Origin of the sequence: Anaeromonas gelatinilytica (genome assembly GCF_016820635.1) — a bacterium.
In the GTDB taxonomy this organism is placed as follows: domain Bacteria; phylum Bacillota; class Clostridia; order Tissierellales; family SIT17; genus Anaeromonas; species Anaeromonas gelatinilytica.
Genome location: NZ_WSFU01000137.1, coordinates 41,444 through 64,172 on the forward strand (window position 1 = coordinate 41,444; position 22,729 = coordinate 64,172).

Annotated in this window: 25 protein-coding genes and 1 riboswitch; of the genes, 22 read left to right on the top strand and 3 right to left on the bottom strand. The window is 26.9% G+C overall.

All coding sequences use genetic code 11. The features are described 5' to 3' along the window. Positions 1 to 77: 77 nt before the first annotated feature. From GOQ29_RS13110 to GOQ29_RS13165, 12 genes are all read left to right on the top strand, one after another. Positions 78 to 257 (top strand): hypothetical protein, encoded by a 180-nt coding sequence (locus GOQ29_RS13110; RefSeq protein WP_203373117.1) that lies wholly within the window; start codon positions 78 to 80, stop codon positions 255 to 257. A 355-nt stretch (positions 258 to 612) separates the two neighbouring features. Continuing rightward, positions 613 to 1,389, top strand: a complete 777-nt coding sequence (gene codY / locus GOQ29_RS13115) for a GTP-sensing pleiotropic transcriptional regulator CodY (protein ID WP_203373118.1) — start codon at positions 613 to 615, stop codon at positions 1,387 to 1,389. Between the two features lie 125 nt (positions 1,390 to 1,514). After that, positions 1,515 to 1,985 (top strand): QueT transporter family protein, encoded by a 471-nt coding sequence (locus tag GOQ29_RS13120; RefSeq protein WP_203373119.1) that lies wholly within the window; start codon positions 1,515 to 1,517, stop codon positions 1,983 to 1,985. A gap of 164 nt (positions 1,986 to 2,149) precedes the next feature. After that, positions 2,150 to 2,242, top strand: a riboswitch (glycine riboswitch). 67 nt (positions 2,243 to 2,309) lie between these two features. After that, positions 2,310 to 3,341 carry a PTS sugar transporter subunit IIC gene (locus GOQ29_RS13125; protein ID WP_203373120.1) on the top strand — a complete coding sequence of 344 codons (1,032 nt, stop codon included), beginning with the start codon at positions 2,310 to 2,312 and terminating at the stop codon, positions 3,339 to 3,341. 177 nt (positions 3,342 to 3,518) lie between these two features. Next, complete coding sequence (locus GOQ29_RS13130) at positions 3,519 to 4,016, top strand: 4Fe-4S binding protein (protein WP_203373121.1); 498 nt, start codon at positions 3,519 to 3,521, stop codon at positions 4,014 to 4,016. Positions 4,017 to 4,251: 235 nt separating this feature from the next. Beyond that, complete coding sequence (gene mnmA, locus GOQ29_RS13135; RefSeq protein WP_203373122.1) at positions 4,252 to 5,349, top strand: tRNA 2-thiouridine(34) synthase MnmA; 1,098 nt, start codon at positions 4,252 to 4,254, stop codon at positions 5,347 to 5,349. Between the two features lie 83 nt (positions 5,350 to 5,432). Then, complete coding sequence (locus tag GOQ29_RS13140; RefSeq protein WP_203373123.1) at positions 5,433 to 6,890, top strand: aminoacyl-histidine dipeptidase; 1,458 nt, start codon at positions 5,433 to 5,435, stop codon at positions 6,888 to 6,890. Between the two features lie 70 nt (positions 6,891 to 6,960). Further along, positions 6,961 to 7,281, top strand: a complete 321-nt coding sequence (locus GOQ29_RS13145; RefSeq protein WP_252187634.1) for a DUF1292 domain-containing protein — start codon at positions 6,961 to 6,963, stop codon at positions 7,279 to 7,281. Between the two features lie 17 nt (positions 7,282 to 7,298). Then, positions 7,299 to 8,600: a M18 family aminopeptidase gene (locus GOQ29_RS13150; RefSeq protein WP_203373124.1), complete on the top strand. Its 1,302-nt coding sequence runs from the start codon at positions 7,299 to 7,301 to the stop codon at positions 8,598 to 8,600. A gap of 8 nt (positions 8,601 to 8,608) precedes the next feature. Continuing rightward, positions 8,609 to 9,448, top strand: coding sequence for a Cof-type HAD-IIB family hydrolase (locus GOQ29_RS13155; protein WP_203373125.1), 840 nt, complete (start codon positions 8,609 to 8,611; stop codon positions 9,446 to 9,448). A 59-nt stretch (positions 9,449 to 9,507) separates the two neighbouring features. After that, positions 9,508 to 9,693, top strand: coding sequence for a DUF378 domain-containing protein (locus GOQ29_RS13160; RefSeq protein WP_203373126.1), 186 nt, complete (start codon positions 9,508 to 9,510; stop codon positions 9,691 to 9,693). 213 nt (positions 9,694 to 9,906) lie between these two features. Next, entirely contained in the window at positions 9,907 to 10,650 is a 744-nt protein-coding gene (locus GOQ29_RS13165) for a peptidylprolyl isomerase (RefSeq protein ID WP_203373127.1), read from the top strand. Between the two features lie 29 nt (positions 10,651 to 10,679). Here GOQ29_RS13165 and GOQ29_RS13170 read toward each other — a convergent pair whose 3' ends face one another. Continuing rightward, complete coding sequence (locus GOQ29_RS13170; protein ID WP_203373128.1) at positions 10,680 to 10,871, bottom strand: asparagine synthase; 192 nt, start codon at positions 10,869 to 10,871, stop codon at positions 10,680 to 10,682. Positions 10,872 to 11,035: 164 nt separating this feature from the next. Between GOQ29_RS13170 and GOQ29_RS13175 the strand changes: the two genes are divergently transcribed. From GOQ29_RS13175 to mnmL, 4 genes are all read left to right on the top strand, one after another. After that, positions 11,036 to 12,730: a sensor histidine kinase gene (locus GOQ29_RS13175; protein ID WP_203373129.1), complete on the top strand. Its 1,695-nt coding sequence runs from the start codon at positions 11,036 to 11,038 to the stop codon at positions 12,728 to 12,730. After that, a complete protein-coding gene (locus tag GOQ29_RS13180; protein WP_207750719.1) occupies positions 12,727 to 13,503 on the top strand; it encodes a LytR/AlgR family response regulator transcription factor in 777 nt (258 codons plus the stop codon). The genes GOQ29_RS13175 and GOQ29_RS13180 overlap by 4 nt, the downstream gene beginning before the upstream one ends. Positions 13,504 to 13,622: 119 nt before the next feature. Next, a complete protein-coding gene (locus GOQ29_RS13185; protein ID WP_203373130.1) occupies positions 13,623 to 15,053 on the top strand; it encodes a carbon starvation CstA family protein in 1,431 nt (476 codons plus the stop codon). 103 nt (positions 15,054 to 15,156) lie between these two features. Then, a complete protein-coding gene (gene mnmL, locus GOQ29_RS13190) occupies positions 15,157 to 16,110 on the top strand; it encodes a tRNA modification radical SAM protein MnmL/YtqA (RefSeq protein ID WP_203373131.1) in 954 nt (317 codons plus the stop codon). Between the two features lie 35 nt (positions 16,111 to 16,145). Here the strand turns inward: mnmL and GOQ29_RS13195 are convergent, their stop codons facing one another. Then, positions 16,146 to 16,322: a DUF1540 domain-containing protein gene (locus GOQ29_RS13195; RefSeq protein ID WP_203373132.1), complete on the bottom strand. Its 177-nt coding sequence runs from the start codon at positions 16,320 to 16,322 to the stop codon at positions 16,146 to 16,148. Positions 16,323 to 16,778: 456 nt separating this feature from the next. Here GOQ29_RS13195 and GOQ29_RS13200 point away from each other — a divergent pair, with 456 nt between their 5' ends. Beyond that, positions 16,779 to 17,330 (top strand): DUF6648 family protein, encoded by a 552-nt coding sequence (locus tag GOQ29_RS13200; protein WP_203373133.1) that lies wholly within the window; start codon positions 16,779 to 16,781, stop codon positions 17,328 to 17,330. Positions 17,331 to 17,359: 29 nt separating this feature from the next. Here GOQ29_RS13200 and GOQ29_RS13205 read toward each other — a convergent pair whose 3' ends face one another. Continuing rightward, positions 17,360 to 17,878 carry an MltG/YceG/YrrL family protein gene (locus GOQ29_RS13205; RefSeq protein WP_203373134.1) on the bottom strand — a complete coding sequence of 173 codons (519 nt, stop codon included), beginning with the start codon at positions 17,876 to 17,878 and terminating at the stop codon, positions 17,360 to 17,362. Positions 17,879 to 18,049: 171 nt separating this feature from the next. Between GOQ29_RS13205 and GOQ29_RS13210 the strand changes: the two genes are divergently transcribed. The 5 genes from GOQ29_RS13210 to glsA all read left to right on the top strand — a co-directional run bounded on the left by GOQ29_RS13210 (position 18,050) and on the right by glsA (position 22,709). Next, positions 18,050 to 19,003, top strand: coding sequence for an RluA family pseudouridine synthase (locus GOQ29_RS13210; RefSeq protein ID WP_203373135.1), 954 nt, complete (start codon positions 18,050 to 18,052; stop codon positions 19,001 to 19,003). A gap of 17 nt (positions 19,004 to 19,020) precedes the next feature. After that, positions 19,021 to 19,491, top strand: a complete 471-nt coding sequence (locus GOQ29_RS13215) for a GNAT family N-acetyltransferase (protein ID WP_203373136.1) — start codon at positions 19,021 to 19,023, stop codon at positions 19,489 to 19,491. Between the two features lie 54 nt (positions 19,492 to 19,545). Further along, complete coding sequence (locus tag GOQ29_RS13220; RefSeq protein ID WP_203373137.1) at positions 19,546 to 19,974, top strand: CBS domain-containing protein; 429 nt, start codon at positions 19,546 to 19,548, stop codon at positions 19,972 to 19,974. A gap of 73 nt (positions 19,975 to 20,047) precedes the next feature. Further along, the gene (locus GOQ29_RS13225; protein ID WP_203373138.1) at positions 20,048 to 21,712 is read left to right on the top strand and encodes a nucleoside kinase; all 1,665 of its coding nucleotides are present in this window, start codon (positions 20,048 to 20,050) and stop codon (positions 21,710 to 21,712) included. A 79-nt stretch (positions 21,713 to 21,791) separates the two neighbouring features. Then, entirely contained in the window at positions 21,792 to 22,709 is a 918-nt protein-coding gene (gene glsA / locus GOQ29_RS13230; protein ID WP_203373139.1) for a glutaminase A, read from the top strand. Positions 22,710 to 22,729 lie beyond the last annotated feature (20 nt).

Genomic DNA, 22,729 nt, shown 5'->3' on the forward strand with positions numbered 1-22,729 from the left:
GTAATAAATAGTATTTTTATTTATTATGAATAAGAATAAATAATCTGTATAAGTAAAAAATAATTAAGGGTGATAAAATGGATAAAGAGAGAAGATTAAAAGAAAAATTTAATAAAACAACCGATGATAAATATTTCACTGAATTTGCAAAAGAAACTCATAGATTACCGCAACGGAGAGCATTAAGAAATATATTAGATGCTAGTTTAGAAGGTGTTGATATTAATACAGAAGAAAATTTAGAAGAAGATCATTAATTGATCTTCTTTTTTTGGAATTTAATATAATCAACATTATTTTAATATATTGTAATGTAACAAAAAAATAAAAGGTTAAGAAGTAAGCTATTTCATCAAGTTTATTCTAAAAATTTAAAATATTTGGTGTAATTATATTTTATAATTGGTTTTTTTAGGGTATAATTAAATTATGCAGAACACTTGCAAAATTCTACATAATAATATAAAATTTCTAATGTTATGATATTAACATGACGAATATATTATTAATTAATATTTAATATATTTATGAATATTAGATTGTAAATATTTATTAGAATTGATTAGTATACCTAGAAGAAAACAATAATTGTATATATTAAGGAGGATTTAAATGGCAACACTATTAGAAAAAGCAAGAAAATTAAATAAGATATTAGAAGATGCAGGAACTGCACCTGTGAATTTTACAACATTAAGTGAGAGTCTTAGGGAGGTATTAGATTCAAATACTTATGTAATAAGTGCAAAAGGAAAAGTTATAGGAGTAAGTTTAAAGGATGATTTAGAAAATCCAATCATTATTGATCCTAAAACAGGAGATAAGAATTTTCCGATAGAGTATAATGAAAAATTATTAAATATTGATGTTGTAAATCATAATGTTACTGGAGATGGATTATTAGATATATTCAGTAAAGATATCAAAAGTTATGACAAGTATGCTACTATAGTGCCTCTTAAAAGAAATGGAGAAAGATTAGGTACATTAGTTTTAGCAAGAGCAGAAGAAAAATTTACTGAGGATGATTTGGTTTTAGTTGAGTATAGTGCTACTATTGTAGCTACAGAAATACTTAGATCAAAGAGTGAAGTAGTAAAGGAAAAAGCTCGTAAAAAGTCTATAGTACAAATGGGGATTAAGACATTATCCTATTCTGAATTAGAAGCTTTAACTCATATCTTTGAAGAATTAGATGGGGAGGAAGGCTTATTGGTGGCAAGTAAGGTGGCAGATAGAGTAGGTATAACTAGATCAGTTATTGTAAATGCTCTAAGAAAATTAGAGAGTGCTGGTATTATAGAATCTAGATCTCTTGGAATGAAAGGGACATACATTAAAATACTTAATGACAAATTGTTAGAAGAATTAGATAAAATAAAAAGATAATAGTAATGTCAAATAAAAATGACCTATATAGGTCATTTTTATTTGACATTTTTTAATTTTATGATAGTATATATGAGTCCGTAAGTGTTTCCTTGGCCCCACTAAAAAAACAAGGAGTGATAAAAATGAAAAAAATTAATGGAAGGACAATAGCGAAGATAGGAATAGTAGCAGCAATATATGTTATATTAACAGTAGCTTTTCCATTACTAAGTTATGGCCAGGTTCAATTTAGGATATCAGAGGTATTAACTCTCTTGGCATTTTTCAATCCTATATATGTATGGGCTGTAACTATAGGAACCTTTTTTGCAAATATAGCAAGCACATTAGGACCTGTTGATATGGTGGTAGGAACATTGGCAACCTTTTTGGCTGTGTATCCTATGACAAAAGTAAAAAATATTTGGGTTGCATCATTATTACCAGCATTATCAAATGGTATAATAATAGGATTGCAATTAAATATATTATTTGGTTTGCCGTTACTTCCTAGTATGCTTTATGTGGCTATTGGAGAAATTACTGTTGTAACAATAATAGGTGTTCCATTGATGAAAGTTTTGAATAAAAAATTAAATTTTAATATAACTTAATAATATTGATGTTGATTTATGTTTAGTAAGTATTTATAATGAAATTAATTAAATAACATATGTGAGAGATGAATATTGGAGATATCTACAGAGATAACCGTAGAAGCAAGGAATTGATTATGCCAAAAATTAATTCTGAAACTTTCAGGTTTAATACAATGTTTTGACACACCCCTGGAGAGACCCATTTTGGGCGCCGAAGAAGAAACTTATGAAATTAAGAGGAAACTTTCAGGTAAAAAGTACAGGGTGCAAAGGAGCATGATTTTTTATGCTCTTTTGCACCCTGTTTTATTGTCTAAATATATATTAAGGAGGGATAATATGTTCAGTGTGGTAAAAGGTTTAAGTTTATTAGTACTCACATTATTAGTATTTTCAATATTTAGTTTAAAAGCAAAAAAAGGTGATAAAGCTATGTCAGGATTAGCTGGAGCCGCAGTTGCAACATTTTTAGTTGAAGCAGTGCATAAATATATTAGTGGTGATTTCTTGGGATTAGATTTTTTAGGAGAAGTAGGATTATCCTCTGGTAGTATGGGAGGAGTTATTGCTATAATATTAGTTAGTCTCAATATGGGAGTTAATCCAATATATTCAGCAGTAGCAGGTGCTGCTATGTCAGGACTAGACATATTACCAGGATTTATAGCTGGATATATAATAGGTATATTAGCCCCATATTTAGAAAAAATATTACCAAAAGGATTAGATATTATATTAGGTGCATTATTAATAGCACCTATAGCACGAATAATAGGAACATTATCCACTCCTGTGGTAGATAGTACATTACATTCTATAGGAGAAATGATACAAATGTCTGCAACTCAATCACCAATATTAATGGGATTTTTCCTAGGTGGAATTATGAAAATAATGTGTACATCTCCATTAAGTTCTATGGCATTAACTGCAATGTTAGGTTTAGAAGGTTTGGCTATGGGAATAGCATCTATTGCTAGTTTTGCAGGAGCATTTACTAATTTTATTGTATTTAGGAGATTAAAACTTGGGGAGAAAGGAAGTACATTGGCAGTTATGTTAGAGCCTTTAACTCAAGCAGATATAATTACTAAAAATCCGTTACCCATATATATATCTGATTTTATTGGTGGTGGTTTAGGAGGTATAATAGCTGCATATTTAGGAATAGTAAATAATGCACCAGGAACAGCTTCACCAATTCCTGGGATGTTAGCACCATTTGGATTTAATGAACCTTCAATAGTTTTATTAGCCTTAGGAGTATCAGCAATAGGTGGAATAATAGGTGGATATATAGGTACGTATATATATATAAGTTATAAAAAATTAAGAGCAAATAATAGAAAAAGAAAATTAGTGTTAGATTAGACTCGTTAAGAGTCTTTTTCTATAGTTTAATATGAATTCCTTTAATATGAATAAAAAACTAGAAAATCGAAGACAAATAAAGATTATGAATATTATGGATATTAGGAATATCATTGAACTATATATCTACATATTATAATATATGGATATAACAATATATAGTGGAGGTGTGAAATCATGAAAAGGAAATCACATATGAATTGGTCATGGATAATAATTGTTAGTTTTTTCTTATTATCTATAATTGATTTTAGATTTGGAATATTTGGATTTGTATGTATGGGAACGCCTATATATCATGCATTAAGAGGAAGAGGAAAGATTCATTGTTCTCATTATTGTCCTAGAGGATCATTTTTAGGCAGGTTTCTTGGGAAAATAAGTTTAAATAATAACATGCCTAAATGGATGCGAAGTAAATTTGCAAAACATTTATTATTAGGTATTATGATTATATTATTAACTATATCGTTAATACATGCTAAAGGAGATTTTAATAAAATTGCATTTGCCTTATTTAGATTCATGGGAGTATCTTTTGTAGTTGGAATTATGATGGGAGTAATTTTTAAGAAGAGAAGTTGGTGTACAATATGTCCTATGGGTCATGCTACAAGTTTAATTAAGAAACATCAAGATTCAAAAAAGAAAAGTGAACTCGTTCATTTAAAATAGTTTAATTTAAAGTATTTACACAGATCAAAAATATAATCTTTATAAGTTTGGGCAAAAGAGAATATATTTTTGGTCTATTTTTATTTTAAAAGTTCTATGAGTTTGTTGAAACAAATGGCCTATTGATATAATATTAGTATATATAAGAATAATTAGATTAATGAGTAATTTGAAATAGAATAATTAATAGATTAAAACTTATAATATAATTAGGTTATGATTGAGGAGAGATAATATGAGAAAATCTAATGAAGGTATACGAGTAGTTATTGGTATGTCTGGAGGTGTAGATTCTTCTGTGGCTGCTTTAGTATTAAAAGAGCAAGGATACGATGTTGTAGGTATATTTATGAAAAATTGGAATGAAGAAGATGAACAATATTGTACAGCTACAGAAGATTATGAAGATGTAAGACGAGTTTGTCAACAGATTGATATACCATATTATACAGTAAACTTTGAAAAAGAATATTGGAATAAAGTATTTACTTATTTTTTAGATGAATATCGTAATGGAAGAACACCAAATCCTGATATTTTATGTAATAAGGAAATAAAATTTAAAGCTTTTTTAGAACATGCATTAAAGTTAGGTGCAGATTATATAGCTACAGGACACTATGCAAATATTAGATATGAAGATGATGAATACAAGTTAATTAGAGGAAAAGATAATAATAAAGATCAATCATATTTTTTATGTCAATTAAATCAGTACCAATTATCTAAATCTATGTTTCCTATTGGAGATATTGAAAAACCACAAGTAAGAGAAATTGCTAGGAAACATAATTTAGAAACTGCAAATAAAAAAGACAGTACAGGTATATGTTTTATTGGTGAAAGAGACTTTGATGAATTCTTAAATAATTATTTACCAGCTAAGCCTGGAGAGATTAGAAGCATTGATGGAGAAGTATTAGGTAAACATAATGGACTTATGTATTATACAAAGGGTCAGAGAAAAGGTTTAGGAATAGGTGGCATTGGAAGTGGTGAGCCATGGTTTGTTGCTTATAAAGATTTAAAAAACAATATATTATATGTAGCTCAAGGTTCTAATCATCCTACTCTTTATTCAGAAGCATTAGAAGCTATTGACATTAATTGGGTAAGTAATGATAAGCCTAAAGAAGAATTTAAATGTACTGCTAAATTTAGATATAGACAAAAAGATCAAGGTGTAAGAGTAATTCCTACAGGAGAAAATACAGCAAAAGTTATATTTGATGAGGAACAAAAGGCTATAACTGAGGGGCAAGGTGTTGTATTTTATAATAAAGAAATTTGTTTAGGTGGTGGTACTATAGATAAAGTTATAGATAAATTATAATAAAATTATTATAATTCGGGTGATAATATAATTTAATATATAATATAATAAAGACAAGTATAAATTATGAAAGGATGTTGAATATGAGTGGAGTACTAAGGGACATAAAGCCATCATCAGTTTTTTATTATTTTGAGGAATTATCAAGGATTCCTAGATGTTCTGGAAATGAAAAAAATGTAAGTAATTATTTGGTATCTTTTGCTAAAGAAAATGCGCTAGAAGTAATTCAAGACGAAGCATATAATGTTATAATTAAAAAACCTGGAACTGAAGGGTATGAAGGTGCACCTACAGTAATTCTTCAAGGTCATATGGATATGGTATGTGAAAAAAATAAAGATACAAAACATGACTTTTCAGCGGATCCGTTAAAACTAAAAATCGAAGGAGATTTTATTAAGGCTAGTGGGACTACATTAGGAGCAGATAATGGTATAGCTGTTGCATATACTATGGCAATATTAGCATCTAATGATATACCTCATCCACCATTAGAAGTATTAATTACCACAGAGGAAGAAACAGGAATGGGAGGAGCAAAAGGATTACATAAAGATAATATTTCTGGAAAAATTCTTATTAATATAGATTCGGAAGAAGAAGGAGTATTGTTAGTTAGTTGTGCTGGAGGAGTTAGAGATAAGGTTATATTACCTATAAATTGGATACAAGTGAATTCAGAAAATTCTTCATATCTATTAACTATAAGAGATCTTAAAGGTGGACATTCTGGTATGGAGATAAATAAAGAAAGAGGTAATTCAAATATAATTTTAGGAAGAGTTTTAGAAGATTTAAATCAGAATTTTGAGCTATCAGTATATGAAATTAATGGTGGAGCAAAAATGAATGCTATTCCTAGAGAAGCAGATGCTAAATTTGTTTTAGATAGTAATAGTTATGATAGTTTAAAAGATAGAATTAAGGAATGGAATAATAAGCTTCAAAATGAGTTTAAAGTTTCTGATCCAGATGTTAAAGTAGATGTAATTGAGATAGATGAAAGACCTAAAAAAGTTTTTAATAAAGAAACATTAAACAAGTTAATAGCATTATATAGATTAATGCCTAATGGGATTCAAAGTATGAGTGTGGAAATTGAAGGATTAGTACAAAGCTCTACAAATTTAGGTGTTGTGACTACAGATAATAAAGAAGTTATATTTGAAAGTGCAATAAGAAGTTCTATAAAAACATTAAAGGAAGAAATATTTAATAGAAAGAAAGTATTAGCAGATTCTATAGGTGCTAAAGTAGTTGCTGAAAATGAGTATCCTGAATGGCAATATAATCCAAATTCTTATATAAGAGAAGTATTTATTGAGGCTTATAAAGATATGTTTAACTCTGAGCCAGAAATAGATGCAATCCATGCAGGTTTAGAATGTGGATTATTTAAGGAAAAATTAGGAGATATAGATATGATATCTTTTGGTCCCAATATGTATGATGTTCATACTCCTGAGGAAGCCTTAAGTATTAGTTCTACTGAGAGAATGTGGGATTACTTGCTTTCTATTTTAAGAAGAATTAAATAAAGTTTTATTAATATCTTTTTTAGTGGGTAAAATAGTTAGTAATTAACTTAAAAGTAAAGGATGAGATAAGATGGATAAGGATAATTGTTGTAATGGGAATCATGGGGATCATAATTGTGAATGTGAAGAACATAACCATGAACATGAAGAACTAGAGATGATGCAAATTACATTAGATAATGATATGGTTTTAGATTGTCATGTGTTGGGATTATTTGAAGTGGAAGATACAGAGTATATAGCATTAGTTCCTGAAGAGGATGATAGTGTATTATTATATGAATATATAGAAAGTGATGGAGAAGTTGAACTTAAAAATATAGAAGATGATGAGGAATTTAATATTGTAGCCGAAGCATATTATGAATTGTTTAATGATGAAGAGGAATAGATTTAAGGGGGGATTTTATGACTAAGGAGCTAAATTTTGCTAAAAATTTATTAGATTTTATTTATGATAGTCCTACTCAATTTCATACAGTTGAAAAAGTTAAAAGTATTTTGTTAGAAAAAGGATTTAGTGAATTAAAATTAAATGAAAGATGGAATATTGAAAAAGGTAAGAAGTATTTTACTACTAAAAATGATTCAGCATTAGTAGCCTTTAAAGCAGGAAGTGGAGATATTGAAGCAGAAGGTTTTAAAATAATAGGAGCTCATACGGATGCTCCTACCTTTAGAATAAAGCCGAATCCAGAAATGATTGAAGGGAATGCTTATTTAAGACTTAATACTGAAGTTTATGGTGGACCTATATTAAATACATGGCTAGATAGACCTCTTTCAATAGCAGGAAGAGTTACAATAAAAAGTGATAATATATTAAAACCTAAATCTAAGCTATTAAATATTAATAGGCCAGTATTAGTAATTCCCAATTTGGCAATACACATGAATAAAGAAGTAAATAAAGGAATTGAGTTAAATAAGCAAAAACATACGTTACCTTTAGTTTCTTTGATAAATGAAGAGTTCGAGAAAGATAATTATTTAATAAATATTATTGCTGATGAGTTGAATATAAATTCAGAAAATATTATAGATTTTGACTTGTTTTTATATGAATATAATAAAGGTAATATAATAGGTATGAATGATGAATTTATATCTACCGGAAAATTAGATGATTTAGCTATGGTACATGCTGGTATAAATGCATTGATTGAATCTCCTATAACAAAGGGAACTAATGTAATGGTATGTTTTGATAATGAAGAAATAGGAAGTAGAACTAAACAAGGTGCTGCTTCACCTATGTTGAAAGACATCCTAGAAAGAATTGTATTGGCTTATAATAAAGATAGAGAGTCATTTATGATGTCCTTATATAATTCTTTTATCATCTCAGCAGATATGGCGCATGCATTACATCCTAATTATTTAGAAAAACATGATCCTACAAATAAGCCAGTTTTAGACGGTGGACCTGTTATAAAAATAAATGCTAATCAATCTTATACAACTGATTGTGATTCTGGTGCTGTGTATGAGATAATATGTAAAAATGCAGGAATTCCATATCAAAAATTTGTAAATAGATCTGATGAAAGAGGTGGATCAACTATAGGACCTATATCTTCTAGTCAGTTAGATATAAGATCTATAGATATTGGTGGTCCTATGCTAGGAATGCATTCTATTAGAGAGTTATGTAGTGTAAAAGATCACTATTATATGAAAAAGTCATTTGATGAATTTTATAAACTATAGGTGTAATTATGAATTATAAGATTGTTGCAATTGATTTGGATGGGACTTTGTTAACGGACGATAAAAAAATAAGTGAGGATAATTTATATATCCTTAAAAGGCTAATGAATAAGGGTATAGAGATAGTTATTGCTACAGGAAGAAGATATTGGTCAGCAAAAGAATTTATAAATAGTCTTAATAGAAATGTAATAATTATTTCAAATAATGGAAATATAGTCCGAAGTATAAATGATGATAGAATTCTTATAGAAAAATATTTAAATATAAAAGACTTTAAAAATATTGTTATTGAAGGGAAAAAACAATGTCTTCATCCTATAGTACATATTAATGATTATGAAAATGAAAAGGATATTTTAGTAGAATATGATATTAATGATAAAAAATATAGAAATTATCTGAACCCTGATGAAAAAAGATATAAAATGATTGATAATCTTTTAAATTATAAAGAAAATAAAGTATTAGTAGTTTGTTATTTAGATGAATATAAAAAATTAGAAAATTTTATGAAAACAATTGAAAAGAAATATCCAGAGAGATTTTCTCATTATATATTAACTAATCTTAAAAGAACTGATTCTATTCTTGAAATTATGACCCCATTGGGTTCAAAATGGAAAAGTTTAATAGAATATGCTTATAGTAAGGGAATATCTGCTAAGGAGATAGTTACAATTGGTGATGATAACAATGATATAGAGATGATAAAAAAATCTGGATTAGGTATTGCTATGAGAAATGCTTCTGATAAAGCGAAAGAGTATGCAGATATTATATCAAATAAAGATAATAATAATTCTGGAGTTGCCTTTGAATTAAAAAAAATATTTAATATATCTTAGTCATATTATAATAATTTATTAAATATATTCTATTAAGAAGGCTTTAAGGGGGAGTTCCTATGAGTATAATAAATCTTTTATCAGTTATATTAATTTTAATAGGAGCCATTAATTGGGGACTAATTGGTCTATTAAATTTAAACTTAGTAGAATTTATATTCAAAAAAGATTCAATAATATCGAAGGTAATCTATATTTTAATCGGCATAGCAGGGGTATATACAATTTTATATTTAATAATTTAAGGGGCAAAAAATTGCCTCTTAAATTATTGAAGAAAATATTATAATAATATATAATCAAGGTTAAAATGGAAAAAGAAAATGAGTATTTACCTATTACTATGGAAAAATTAAGAAGTTAAATAAGAATAGAAGCATGAATCAATAATAAAATTAGACATAAGTCATCTTATCTGATATCATTGTCAGTGAATCTAAAATAAAGGAGAGTTTTAAATGGAGAATAAAGTATTAGCAGTAGTTGAAGGAAGAGAAATAACAGAACAAGACTTGCAATTATTATTACAAAGTTTAGGACAGCAGCAAGCTATGCAATTTAATTCTGAAGAAGGAAGAGAAAAATTATTAGAAGAATTAATAAATCAAGAGTTATTTTATCTTGATGCAAAGGAAAGAAAATTAGACGAAGAAGATGAATTTAAAGCAGAATTAGAAAAAGCAAAAGATAATTTATTAAAGCAATATTCTATGAGAGCTTTATTAAATAAAATAGATGTAACAGATGAAGAGGTTACAGAATATTATAATAGTAATAAAGATATGTTTAAACAAGGAGAACAAGCTCAAGCTAAACATATTCTTGTTGATAATGAAGAAAAAGCTAATAAAATTATAAAAGAAATAAATGACGGACTTTCTTTTGAAGAAGGAGCTAAAAAATATTCAACATGTCCATCGAAAGAAAAGGGTGGAGATTTAGGATTCTTTACTAAAGGTAGAATGGTACCTGAGTTTGAAGAAGCAGCGTTTGATATGAATGTTGGAGAGATTAGTGAACCTGTAAAAACTCAATTTGGATATCATATAATAAAATTAGAAGATAAAAAAGATGAAAAGCAATTGAGCTTAGATGAAGTATCAGTGCAGCTTAAACAACAATTAATTGGAATGAAACAAAATAAGCTTTATTTAGATAAAACTAATAAATTAAAAGAAAAATATAGTGTAGATAAAAAATAAGTGAAATGGATTATCCATTTCACTTATTTTTATTTATCTCCTAATATATCTCCATCATTTCTATGTTGAATTAAGTCCATTCCACCTAAAATAATATGAGCAATACCAAAGCCTACAATACCCCAGGCTAGATTTTTTCTAGTACTTCTTTTAGATATTAAACCAGCTATAGTAACCATAGTTCCTAATATGGTAGGAATAGTACCCTCTTTAATTGTCATGTGATTAGCCTCCCTTTTGAAGAGTATAGTGATATTATATCCAATAAATTATAAATAATAATAGGTTAAATTTACCTTGAAAATATATAATACTTTATAAAAGTTTTATTTTTAAAAATATTATATTAAAATATATATTATAGAATTGAAAAGAAGGTGTAATTTTGATTATATATATTTTAGGAAATTTAGTTAATAGTGTGAGTATAATAGCTATATTATCATTTATTTTATCTAAATTGACCATAGTTAGACAACTTATATCTAAAGAAAGAATAAAAACTATAGATAAAATTATGTTTGCTTTATTTTTTGGATTTTTAGGAATTATAGGCACATATTCAGGCATACCAATAAATGGAGCATTAGCTAATTCAAGGGTGATAGGAGTATTTGTAGGAGGACTTTTAGGAGGTCCATTTGTTGGATTTTTATCAGGTTTAATAGCAGGGATTCATAGATGGGGAATAGATGTTGGGGGTTTTACGACTCTTGCTTGTGCAGTATCTACTACAATTGAAGGGCTTATGGCAGGATTATTAAATAGAAGATTTACTGAATTTAAAAATAAAGGGTTATTTGCTTTGATATTTGGTGCTTTAGCAGAAGCTATACAAATGATTCTTATAATTTTAATTACTAGACCTATTGATAAAGCTATAAATCTTGTTAGTATTATAAGTATACCAATGATAGTAGCTAATTCTATAGGAATTTCTATTACTATAGCAATAATACTTAGTATTTTAAAAGATAAGGAAAGGGAAGCTGCATTTCAGGCACAGAGAGCTTTAAAAATTGCTAATGAAACATTACCTTATTTTAGACGGGGGTTTAATACTGATACTTCTAAGAAAGTGTCAGAGATAATTTATAAGAGTACTTCATTTAAAGCTGTATCAATAACTGATTCAAGTATTATATTAGCTCATACAGGAATAGGAGAAGATCATCATAAAGTAGCAGATAAAATTAAAACAGGATTAACTAAAGAAGTATTATTATCAGGAAATTATAAAGTGGCAAATTCTTATAAAGAAATTGCTTGTCATCAAGATGATTGTAAACTTAAATCGGCAATTATTGTGCCATTAAAGGAAAAAAATAAAGTAATAGGAACACTTAAATTATATAAAATAAGAAAAAATGCTATATCACCAATTGATATTCAATTAGCTTTAGGATTGGGGTCTTTATTTTCGACACAAATAGAATTAAGAAAGATAGAAATTAATAAAGAATTAGCTACTAAGGCAGAATTGACAGCACTACAAGCTCAAATTAATCCTCATTTTCTTTTTAATGCGATAAATACTATAGTTTCTCTAATTAGAACACAACCTGATAAAGCTCGAGAACTTCTTTTACATTTAGGTTTTTATTTTAGAAAGAATCTTTATAAATCAGAAGATTTAGTTGATTTAGAAACAGAGTTAGAACATTTAAAGTCTTATTTAGAGATAGAAAAGGCTAGATTTGGAGATAAATTAGATATTAAATTTAATATAGAGAATTGTTTGCAAATCAAGGTACCACCATTAATAATTCAGCCTATTGTTGAAAATTCAATTAAGCATGGAATTATGGAAAAATTAGATGGTGGAGTAATAGAGATAGATGTTTATGGTAAAGAGAAAAATATAGAAATATGTATAAAAGATAATGGAGAAGGAATTGAAAAGCAAAAAATAGAGAAATTATTAGAAGATAATAATAAAATAGAATCCATGGGATTAAAAAATGTTCATAAGAGGATTCAGCTGATATATGGAGATAATTATGGATTGAATATACAAAGTAAGAGAAATAAAGGAACTATAGTGATTATTACAATTCCAAAAGAAGGAGAATTATTATGATAATCAGAAGTATGATTGTTGACGATGAGCTTCCAGCAAGAGAAGAATTGAAGTATCTTTTAGGGAAATATAGTGAGATTGAAATTGTAAAGGAAGAAAAAAACGGTCTTGATGTTCTTAATAACATAGGAAATATAATGCCAGATGTAATATTTCTAGATATAAATATGCCTAAAATTCCTGGTATAGAAGTAGCATCAAAAATAATTGAATATAGGCTTGATAAATTACCTTTAATAGTGTTTATTACAGCTTATGATGAATATGCTATAAAAGCTTTTGAATTAAATGCTATTGATTATTTATTAAAGCCTATAGACGATAGAAGATTAAGCAAAACAGTAGATAAATTAATAAAAAGGTTAAAAGATAAGAGAGCAGAGTATGAAGAGAAATTAAATGCTCTTATTAATGATATACAGAATAAAAATGAATATAAATATAATAAAATAACTTTATATAGGGAAGGAGCATTTTATCCAATAGAAATAGATAATATTGTATTAGCTACAGTAGAAGATAAAAATACAACTATTTTTACTATTAAAGATAAATTTATATATCATGGTACATTGACTCATTTAGAGAAAAAAATAAATAGAGATGATTTTTATAGAAGTCATAGAAGCTATTTAGTAAATATAAATTATGTAGAAAAGATAGAACCATGGTTTAATAATACTTATCATATAAAGATGAAAAAATATTCTGACAATGTACCGGTTAGTAGAGGACAAGTGAAAGAATTCAAATCAATAATGAATCTCATTTAAAAACATCTTGATTTCATATAATGCAATTCATTAGGATATTTATACCTTTTATCTAAAAATCAAGAGAAAAATAATTCTTTATAATATAATATGTCCAAAAGAATTTTGGGGAGGATACTATGGTATCATTTTTAACTTCAATTGTAATCTTAATATTAGGTTATTTTATTTATGGTGTGTTTGTGGAAAAGGTTTTTGGTGTAGATGAAAATAGAAAGACACCAGCTATAGCCATGGAGGATGGCGTTGATTTTGTTCCATTAAGTTGGCCTAAAATATTTCTTATTCAGTTCTTGAATATTGCAGGATTAGGTCCAATATTTGGAGCAATATTGGGAGCTTTATATGGTCCAGCAGCTTTTATATGGATTGTTTTAGGGAGTATTTTTGCAGGAGGAGTTCATGATTATTTTAGTGGAATGTTATCGGTTAGACATGAAGGAAAAAGTGTAGCAGAGATTGTAGGTATATACCTTGGAGAAAATGCTAGAAAGATAATGAGATTTTTTTCTGTAATATTATTAGTATTAGTAGGTACAGTATTTATGACTGGCCCTGCTCAATTATTGGCTGATTTAAAATTTGCAGGTTTAAGTAGTTTAAGTGTTTGGATAGGAATTATTATAGTATATTATTTTATGGCTACTATCTTACCTGTAGATAAGATAATAGCCAAGATCTATCCATTATTTGGTGCTGCTTTATTAATCATGGCGGTTGGTATTGGTTCTATGCTTATTATAAAGGGATATGATATTCCTGAAGTAAGGTTTGCTAGTATTCATCCAGAAAATTTATCTTTATGGCCAATGTTATTTGTTACAATAGCTTGTGGAGCGATAAGTGGATTTCATGCTACTCAATCGCCAATGATGGCAAGGTGTCTACCAAATGAAAAGTATGGTAGAAGAGTATTTTATGGGTCGATGATTGCAGAAGGTATTATAGCATTGATATGGGCAGCTGCGGCTATGGCATTTTTCAATGGTGGGGTAGTTGGATTAAATAATGCTTTAACTAACAGCGGAGGTACTGCAGGAGTTGTAAATATTATATCTAAATCATTGTTAGGAAAAGTTGGTGGAATATTGGCCATGTTAGGAGTTATAGCAGCACCTATAACATCGGGAGATACAGCATTTAGAAGTGCTAGATTAGTCATAGCTGATGCTATAGGATATAAACAAAAGGAAACTAAAAATAGATTAATAGTAGCAGTTCCATTATTTATTATAGGATATTTGTTAACAAGAATTGATTTTACTATCATATGGAGATATTTCTCTTGGTCAAATCAAACATTAGCAATGATTGTATTATGGGCAACAGCAGCATATTTAATAACTAATAATAAACTTCATTGGATTGCTACAGTACCAGCAACATTTATGACTGCTGTAAGTATCACTTATATATTACAGGCTCCAGAAGGTTTTAAATTACCACAGACTATTTCATATCCAGTAGGAATTATTGCTGCTATAATAGCTATAGTGTTATTTCTACATAAATTTAAATTGAGAAATAAACCAGTAGCAGATAGGATATAATTTAATAAAGGGTAGACAAAAAATGTCTATCCTTTATTTTTATTGTATTAAAAGAATGATATAATCTAGAATAATATTAAGAATTAATAAAAGGGTGAATAAAATGGATGAAAATAAATATTATAGAAAATATTCTAGTTATTTAAAAAATAAATATGGAGAAAAAGTATATAAATTACCTATTCATATTCCAACTACTTGTCCTAATAGAGATGGATGCGTTGGGACAGGAGGATGTATATTTTGTGGAGAAGAAGGAGGAGGATTTGAGTCATTATCTAATGAAATGTCTGTAAAAGCTCAAATACAAAAAAATAAAGATTATATTAAAAAGAGATATAAAGCTAAGAAATTCATAGCTTATTTTCAAAATTTCACTAATACCTATATGGAATTTGAAAGATTTAAAGATATAATTAATGATGCAATAATAGATGATGTTGTAGAAATAGCTATTTCTACAAGACCAGATTCAATATCTGATAAATATCTTAAATTTTTAAAGGATATTAGTTTGGAATATAATATAGAGATTACAATAGAATTAGGATTACAAACTGTAAATTATCATACATTGAAGAAAATTAATAGAGGACATACTTTAGCAGAGTTAATTGATAGTGTAATAAGGATAAAAAAATATAATTTTGAAGTCTGTGTACATCTTATTTTAAATCTTCCATGGGATAATATTGATGATGTTGTAGAAAATGCAAAGATAATATCTGCTTTGGGGATTGAACAAGTAAAACTTCATTCTCTTTATATTATTGAAGGTACAATATTAGGAGAGATGTATAAGGACGGAAAAATTAATATTATTTCTAAAGAAGAATATATTGATAGAGTAGTTAAGTTTATTAGATATTTAGATAAAGATATAGTTATACAAAGATTAATAGGAAGAGCACCTGAAGAGAATACATTATTTGTAAATTGGAGTACTAGTTGGTGGAAAATTAAAGATGAAATTTTAAACGAAATGGAAGTAAGAAATATAATTCAGGGTCAAAAGTGTGATTATCTTAATGGTAAAGCTTTAAGAAAATTTGATTAAATATTAATAGATAAGGGGAATATTCCCCTTATCTATTAATGCATGTCTTTGTGTTCAAAGGTTGCACAATCTGTTTCTTCAATAGTTCTAGCATTCATTGGATTTACTTCTATTTTTTCTGCATTACAGTGATTTCCAGTGTCATTATAATAACAAGTGTTTACAGTACATTTAACTCCTGGAAGATGATGTTGTGTTTTTTTTATATCCATAATAAACCTCCTTATGATTTTTTAGGATATTTTTAGTATGCGTTAAAATTAAAAATGTATTCTTAAGAATTAATTTGAATTTTTCACAAATAACTAATAAAATATAAACTATAGTTGTATAGGAGGATTCATAATGTCAAAAAAGGAAAGACTTGATAAAATACTATCAAACTTAGGTATGGAAGTAGAAAAGAAATAAAAAAACAAAATTAAATAAACCTCTGGAGTTATTTCTATAACGGAAGATGATTTTAATAAAACTGTTATAGACTTAATTGATGAAAAATATAAAGCTTTTAGACCTTTTCTTGTAGGACGACTTGATAAGGATATTGAAATAAATTCCTCAAGCAAAATATCCAAAGGATATGTTACAATAAAAGAAGATAAATTTCATCAAATTAAAAGAATGTTTAAAGCTTTAAATAAATAGATTTATTAGTTAGGGTGTAAAGTTTGAATTATATAAAAAAAGAGAGTATATTTGACAAATTTTTTAGTCATAGAGATTTATTAATAATGAGATTTGCGGATGGGGATATTTCTAAGAAGGAATATATTATTGAAAATATGGAATTCATAAAAAATTTAGACGTAAAACCGTTTAAGAATATTGATAGTTTTGAAAAGGGAATATATAATTATCAATATTTTAATATGTTAGCAAAATACTATTATATGGAGGCAAAAGAATTAAAAGATCAAGGAGAACCTGAAAAATATTATCAATCTTTTCATGAGGAAGGATATTATTATTATCAACAAAAGGATAAGTGTACGTTGGAATTACTTAAATTCTTGAAATTTAGTAATATGGAAGCTTATTATATAGATGTAGAATCTGATAGTTTACATGGTAAACTATATGAGATAAATTTAAAAGATTTTGATAAAGCTATATTACATTCTAAAAATTATAAAATACTTGATATTTTAAGAAAAAAAGGAGTATTTGTAGATAATATGCAAAAATCTCTTATAGATCGATATGTTAATGTGAAATATTAAAATAAAAAATTCCTCCTAGGAGGAATTTTTTATTTTATATTAGCTAATGTTTTTATTATATTATCAAGATCAGAGCCTTTATTAAATGTAAATTCACCTGATCTTAGTTTAGTTTCAAGCTTTAAAGCTTCAGCTCTATCTATAAATTTATCAACATCATCTATTAAATCATTGTCTAATAATATTTGAGCGGTATCAGAAGGTAATGATCCTTGAGGAATTTCAATTGCTATTTCTTCATCATTCTTACTAGATTTATCATCTTTAGAGGATGAACTTTTTTCATCATTATCTTTATTTTCTTCAGAGTCATTTTTTTCTTCTTTATTAGCATTAGAATCTTCTTTTTCTTTTTTAGAAGAATTTTCATCAACATCTTTTTCTATTGAGTCTATATTACTAGTAATTGCTTCTGTTTCGTTATCATTAAATAATATTTCTAATCTCCATCCAATAATCCCACCAATTATAACTACTACTAAAATAATTAAAACATAATCTATGTAGTCATATAAGAGATCTTTTATTTTTTCAAATTTATTTTTCATATTAATCCTCCTTAAATTACTTAAGCGTAATATTATATTATGCCTACATATTAAATGATATCATAATTATATGCTAATAATCAATAAATATAAAATACAAAATATACCTTGTATTAATATACCTATAAGTATTATTATAATAAGTATATTAAAGATTAAGGATTGATATTTATGAAAAAAATAAAAATAGAGAGAAATGATGAAAATCAACGATTAGATAGATTTTTATCTAAATATATGGATCAAGCCTCTAAAGGATTTATACAAAAAATACTTAGAAAAAAAAGAATTAAATTAAATAGTAGTCGTGGATATCCAGAAGATATAGTGAAATATGGTGATGAAATAAAATTATATTTAGCTGAAGATACAATAAATAAATTTCAAACTAAAACAGAAAATATAGAAACAAATATTGATTTAGACATAATATATGAGGATAAAAATATTATATTAATTAATAAAAAATCTGGACAATTATCTCATTCTAATAATGAAAATAGTGATAGTATAGTAAAAGGAGTAAAAAAGTATCTTATTGATAAAGGGGAATATCATCCACAGAATGAAAAAACTTTTAGTCCATCTATTTGTAATAGATTAGATTTTAACACTTCAGGTATAATTATTGCTACAAAAAATTATAATTCATTAAAGATGATAAATAGAGCAATAAGGGAACATAAAATTGAAAAATACTATAAGGCTTTAGTAAGTGGAAAAATAGATAAAGAAATATTATTACAAGGATATTTAACTAAGAACAGAATCAATAATAAGGTTCAGATACATAAAAAATGGATGAATAATAGTAAAGAAATACATACAAGGATAATGCCTTTAAAATTTAATGAAGAATATACTTTATTAGATATACAATTAATTACCGGAAGAACTCATCAAATTAGAGCACATTTAGCTTCAATAAATCATCCAATAGTAGGAGATAGAAAATATGGAAACAATAAAATAAATAAAAAGTTCAATTTAGATTCACAATTTTTAGTAGCATATAAAATAATATTTTCTGGATTAAAAGATGATTTAGAGTATTTAAATGATAAAATTTTTCAAGTTGAAGATAATAAAGCATATAAGATTGTGGAGGAGAAAATTTTAAAATGATTTGTTAGGGGGATATTATGAAAATTAGGAGAGCACGAAAAGAAGATATTGATGATATTTCAAAATTATGGAAGAAATTATCTGATTGTCATGCTGAATTTATTGATTACATGAGTTTGTCTGCTGAATGGCAAAAGAATCTTTTGGAAATGTTTTATAATGATATAAATTCAAAAAACAGTATTATATTTGTAGGAGAAATTAATAATAAAATTATTGGTTTTATAAGAGGAGAGATAAAAGAAATAAATGGAATATTTGCTAGTAATAAAATTGTTTTTATTACAGATATTTTCATGGAAGAGTTATTTAGAGGTAAAGGATTAACGAAAAATTTAATAGAAAAAATAGAAGAGTATTGTAGAGAAAAAGAAATATTTAATATTAAATTAAACGTGAACACACAAAATAAAAGAGCAATAGGGTTCTATAAAAAGAAAGGTTTTATAGAGGTTAATAGAACTTATAAGAAAGATTTGAATGTTTAAAATTTTATAAATTACATATCCTAATTATATATTTGAATATAAGGAGGATAAAAAGTGAAAGTAAGAGAAGTTATGACTGATAATGTAAGGGCTATGCTTAATAGTGCATCTATTAGGGACATTGCTAAAGAAATGAATGTTCTTGGTGTGGGATCAATACCAATTACATCTAGAGATAATAGAGCAGTTGGCATTGTGACAGATAGAGATATAGTAGTAAGAGCATTAACGTCAGAAAAGAATATTAATGATCCTATAAGTAGTATCATGACAAAAGATTTAATCTCAATATCTCCAGATACTGATATACATGAGGCTGCTAGGTTGATGGCAGAAAAACAAATTAGAAGACTTCCAGTAGTAGAAAATGGTAAATTAGTTGGAATAGTTTCTCTTGGAGACTTAGCGGTTAGAGATGTATATGCAAATGAAGCAGGAGATGCTCTGTCTAATATTTCATTACCAGATAAAAGTATGAGGTAATAATAAAACCCTATATATAGGGTTTTATTATTATAAATTATGTATAGGGTATAAAAAAATAGGGGGAGATTTGATGGAAAAATTAGATATAAAAATATCTGAGATTGGAAATTTTAGCGTTGATAAAGGAATTAAAATAGAAGATTTTATAAAATCATCAAAAGATTTAGAGAACAGTAAATATCTATGTGCTCGTATAAATAACGAAATTATACATCTTGATTATACTATAGAGAAATCTGGAAGTATAGAATTATTAGATATAACTGATGAAGATGGATCTAGGGTTTATATTAGAACTCTAACATTTATATTATTAAAGGCATTGAATGAATTGTTTCCCAAGGCATCAGTTTCTATAGAACATTCTTTAAGTGAAGGATTATATATTGAAATACATAAAGAGAGACCTTTACAATGTACAGAAATTAATACTATAAGGGAAAAAATGCAGGATATAATTAATAAAAAATTACCAATAAATAGAATACTTATGTCTACTAATGAAGCTGATAATATATTTAGGAAACAAAGAATGAAAGATAAATTAAGATTATCAAAATATAGGCTTAAAGAGTATGTTCATGTATATGAACTTGATGGATTTTATGATAAATTTTATGGGTATTTAGCTACATCTACAGAATATATTGATAAGTTTGATTTAAAATATTATCATCCAGGCATAATACTTCAATATCCGAGAAAGGAAAGTAATTATAAAGTTCCTAAATTTCAAAAACAAAATAAATTGGCTCAAATATTTAAGGAAGCAGAAGATTGGGGAAAAATTTTAGATGTAGAAGATGTCGGATCATTGAATGATAAAATAGCAGAAGGTTCTATTGAAGAAATTGTACGAATAAATGAAGCATTACATGAGAAAAAAATAGCATATATAGCTGATAGAATAAGTAATGATAATAATACAAAAATAATTTTAATTGCAGGACCTTCTTCATCAGGAAAGACTACATTTGCTCAAAGATTATATACTCAATTAAGAGTAAATGGAAAGAGGCCAATTTCTTTATCTTTAGATGATTATTTTGTAAATAGAGAAGATACTCCATTAGATGAAATGGGAAATTATGATTTTGAATCTATTGACGCAATAGATATAAAAAAATTTAATGAAGACTTAACTATTCTTTTAAATGGTGGGCAAATAGATGTACCTAAGTTTAATTTTTTAACAGGTAAAAGAGAAATAAAGATTATGGGATTTTCTATAACTGATGATCAACCGATAATAATTGAAGGAATTCATGGACTTAATGAAAAGCTTACTAATAAAATTTCTCATAAATATAAATTTAAGATATATGTTAGTGCATTGACTCAACTTAATATAGATAAACATAATAGAATACCTACTACCGATAATAGACTGATAAGGAGAATTGTTAGGGATAGTAAATATAGAGGAAGATCTGCAGAAGGGACTTTGGAGTTGTGGAGTTCAGTTAGAAGAGGGGAAGAAAGAAGTATATTTCCTTTTCAAGAAAGTGCTGATGTAATGTTTAATTCAGAATTAGTATATGAATTGGCTATATTAAGAAAATATGCTGAGCCGTTATTAAAAGAAGTTAAAAGAACAAGTATACACTACGCAGAAGCAAAACGATTATCAAAGTTTTTAAAATATTTTAATTTTATTAGAAATGATGATATTATACCTAGTACATCTATTTTAAAGGAATTTATAGGTGGCAGTTGTTATAGAGAAGAAGAGTAGTTAATAACTTAGTTATTGACTATTTTTTCTTTTTGATTTATTTTAGATATAGTGTAATTCATTAAGGAGGGGATTGATTATGGAGGATATATTAAGAAAGTTAATAGATAAAAATAGAAATGTTACTCAAGAGGGCAAAGTTGCAACTTACATACCTGGTTTAGGAAAAATAGATCCTTGGGATTTAGGGATATGTGTAGCAGATATGGAAGGAAATATATATAAATCAGGAAATTATGATAAAAAATTTACCATTCAAAGTATATCAAAGACTATTTCATTAATGTTGGCATTGATAGATAATGGAGAGGAACTTGTATTTGAAAAAGTTGGCATGGAGCCTACAGGCGATGCTTTTAATTCTATAATAAAATTAGAGACAATTATGCCTTCTAGGCCTCTTAATCCTATGATTAATGCAGGAGCTATAGTAATATCTTCCTTAATAAAAGGTAGAGATGAGAAAGAAAAATTTCGAAGACTATTAGATTTTATCAGAAAAATATCAGGAAATGATAAATTAAATATAAATGAGGAAATATATTTATCAGAAAAAAATACTGGAGATAGAAATAGAGCTATGGCTTATTTCATGAAAGATGTAGGAATTATAGAGGGAAATATTGAGGAAATTTTAGATATGTATTTTAAACAGTGCTCAATTGAAGTGGACTGTATAGATATTGCTAAAATCGGTTTATTTTTAGCGAATAGGGGAGTATTACCTGAAACCGGTGAAAGAGTAATATCAGAGCGAATCGCTAGGACAATAAAAACTTTTATGATTACTTGTGGAATGTATAATGGATCAGGAGAGTTTGCTATTAAGGTAGGAATACCTGCTAAAAGTGGAGTAGGAGGAGGTATAATGGCGTCGATACCTCATAGAATGGGAATAGGTACTTATGGACCTTCATTGGATGATAAAGGGAATTCTATTGGAGGATATAAGATTTTAGAAGATTTATCAAATTATCTTAATTTAAGTATTTTTTAAAAACAATTAAATCAAAATCA

Bases quoted from the DNA above. Each gene is read 5' to 3' on its own strand.
- GOQ29_RS13110 (WP_203373117.1), top strand. From the start codon at position 78: ATGGATAAAGAGAGAAGATTAAAAGAAAAATTTAATAAAACAACCGAT.
- codY (WP_203373118.1), top strand. From the start codon at position 613: ATGGCAACACTATTAGAAAAAGCAAGAAAATTAAATAAGATATTAGAA.
- GOQ29_RS13120 (WP_203373119.1), top strand. From the start codon at position 1,515: ATGAAAAAAATTAATGGAAGGACAATAGCGAAGATAGGAATAGTAGCA.
- GOQ29_RS13125 (WP_203373120.1), top strand. From the start codon at position 2,310: ATGTTCAGTGTGGTAAAAGGTTTAAGTTTATTAGTACTCACATTATTA.
- GOQ29_RS13130 (WP_203373121.1), top strand. From the start codon at position 3,519: ATGAAAAGGAAATCACATATGAATTGGTCATGGATAATAATTGTTAGT.
- mnmA (WP_203373122.1), top strand. From the start codon at position 4,252: ATGAGAAAATCTAATGAAGGTATACGAGTAGTTATTGGTATGTCTGGA.
- GOQ29_RS13140 (WP_203373123.1), top strand. From the start codon at position 5,433: ATGAGTGGAGTACTAAGGGACATAAAGCCATCATCAGTTTTTTATTAT.
- GOQ29_RS13145 (WP_252187634.1), top strand. From the start codon at position 6,961: ATGGATAAGGATAATTGTTGTAATGGGAATCATGGGGATCATAATTGT.
- GOQ29_RS13150 (WP_203373124.1), top strand. From the start codon at position 7,299: ATGACTAAGGAGCTAAATTTTGCTAAAAATTTATTAGATTTTATTTAT.
- GOQ29_RS13155 (WP_203373125.1), top strand. From the start codon at position 8,609: ATGAATTATAAGATTGTTGCAATTGATTTGGATGGGACTTTGTTAACG.
- GOQ29_RS13160 (WP_203373126.1), top strand. From the start codon at position 9,508: ATGAGTATAATAAATCTTTTATCAGTTATATTAATTTTAATAGGAGCC.
- GOQ29_RS13165 (WP_203373127.1), top strand. From the start codon at position 9,907: ATGGAGAATAAAGTATTAGCAGTAGTTGAAGGAAGAGAAATAACAGAA.
- GOQ29_RS13170 (WP_203373128.1), bottom strand. From the start codon at position 10,871: ATGACAATTAAAGAGGGTACTATTCCTACCATATTAGGAACTATGGTT.
- GOQ29_RS13180 (WP_207750719.1), top strand. From the start codon at position 12,727: ATGATAATCAGAAGTATGATTGTTGACGATGAGCTTCCAGCAAGAGAA.
- GOQ29_RS13185 (WP_203373130.1), top strand. From the start codon at position 13,623: ATGGTATCATTTTTAACTTCAATTGTAATCTTAATATTAGGTTATTTT.
- mnmL (WP_203373131.1), top strand. From the start codon at position 15,157: ATGGATGAAAATAAATATTATAGAAAATATTCTAGTTATTTAAAAAAT.
- GOQ29_RS13195 (WP_203373132.1), bottom strand. From the start codon at position 16,322: ATGGATATAAAAAAAACACAACATCATCTTCCAGGAGTTAAATGTACT.
- GOQ29_RS13205 (WP_203373134.1), bottom strand. From the start codon at position 17,878: ATGAAAAATAAATTTGAAAAAATAAAAGATCTCTTATATGACTACATA.
- GOQ29_RS13210 (WP_203373135.1), top strand. From the start codon at position 18,050: ATGAAAAAAATAAAAATAGAGAGAAATGATGAAAATCAACGATTAGAT.
- GOQ29_RS13215 (WP_203373136.1), top strand. From the start codon at position 19,021: ATGAAAATTAGGAGAGCACGAAAAGAAGATATTGATGATATTTCAAAA.
- GOQ29_RS13225 (WP_203373138.1), top strand. From the start codon at position 20,048: ATGGAAAAATTAGATATAAAAATATCTGAGATTGGAAATTTTAGCGTT.
- glsA (WP_203373139.1), top strand. From the start codon at position 21,792: ATGGAGGATATATTAAGAAAGTTAATAGATAAAAATAGAAATGTTACT.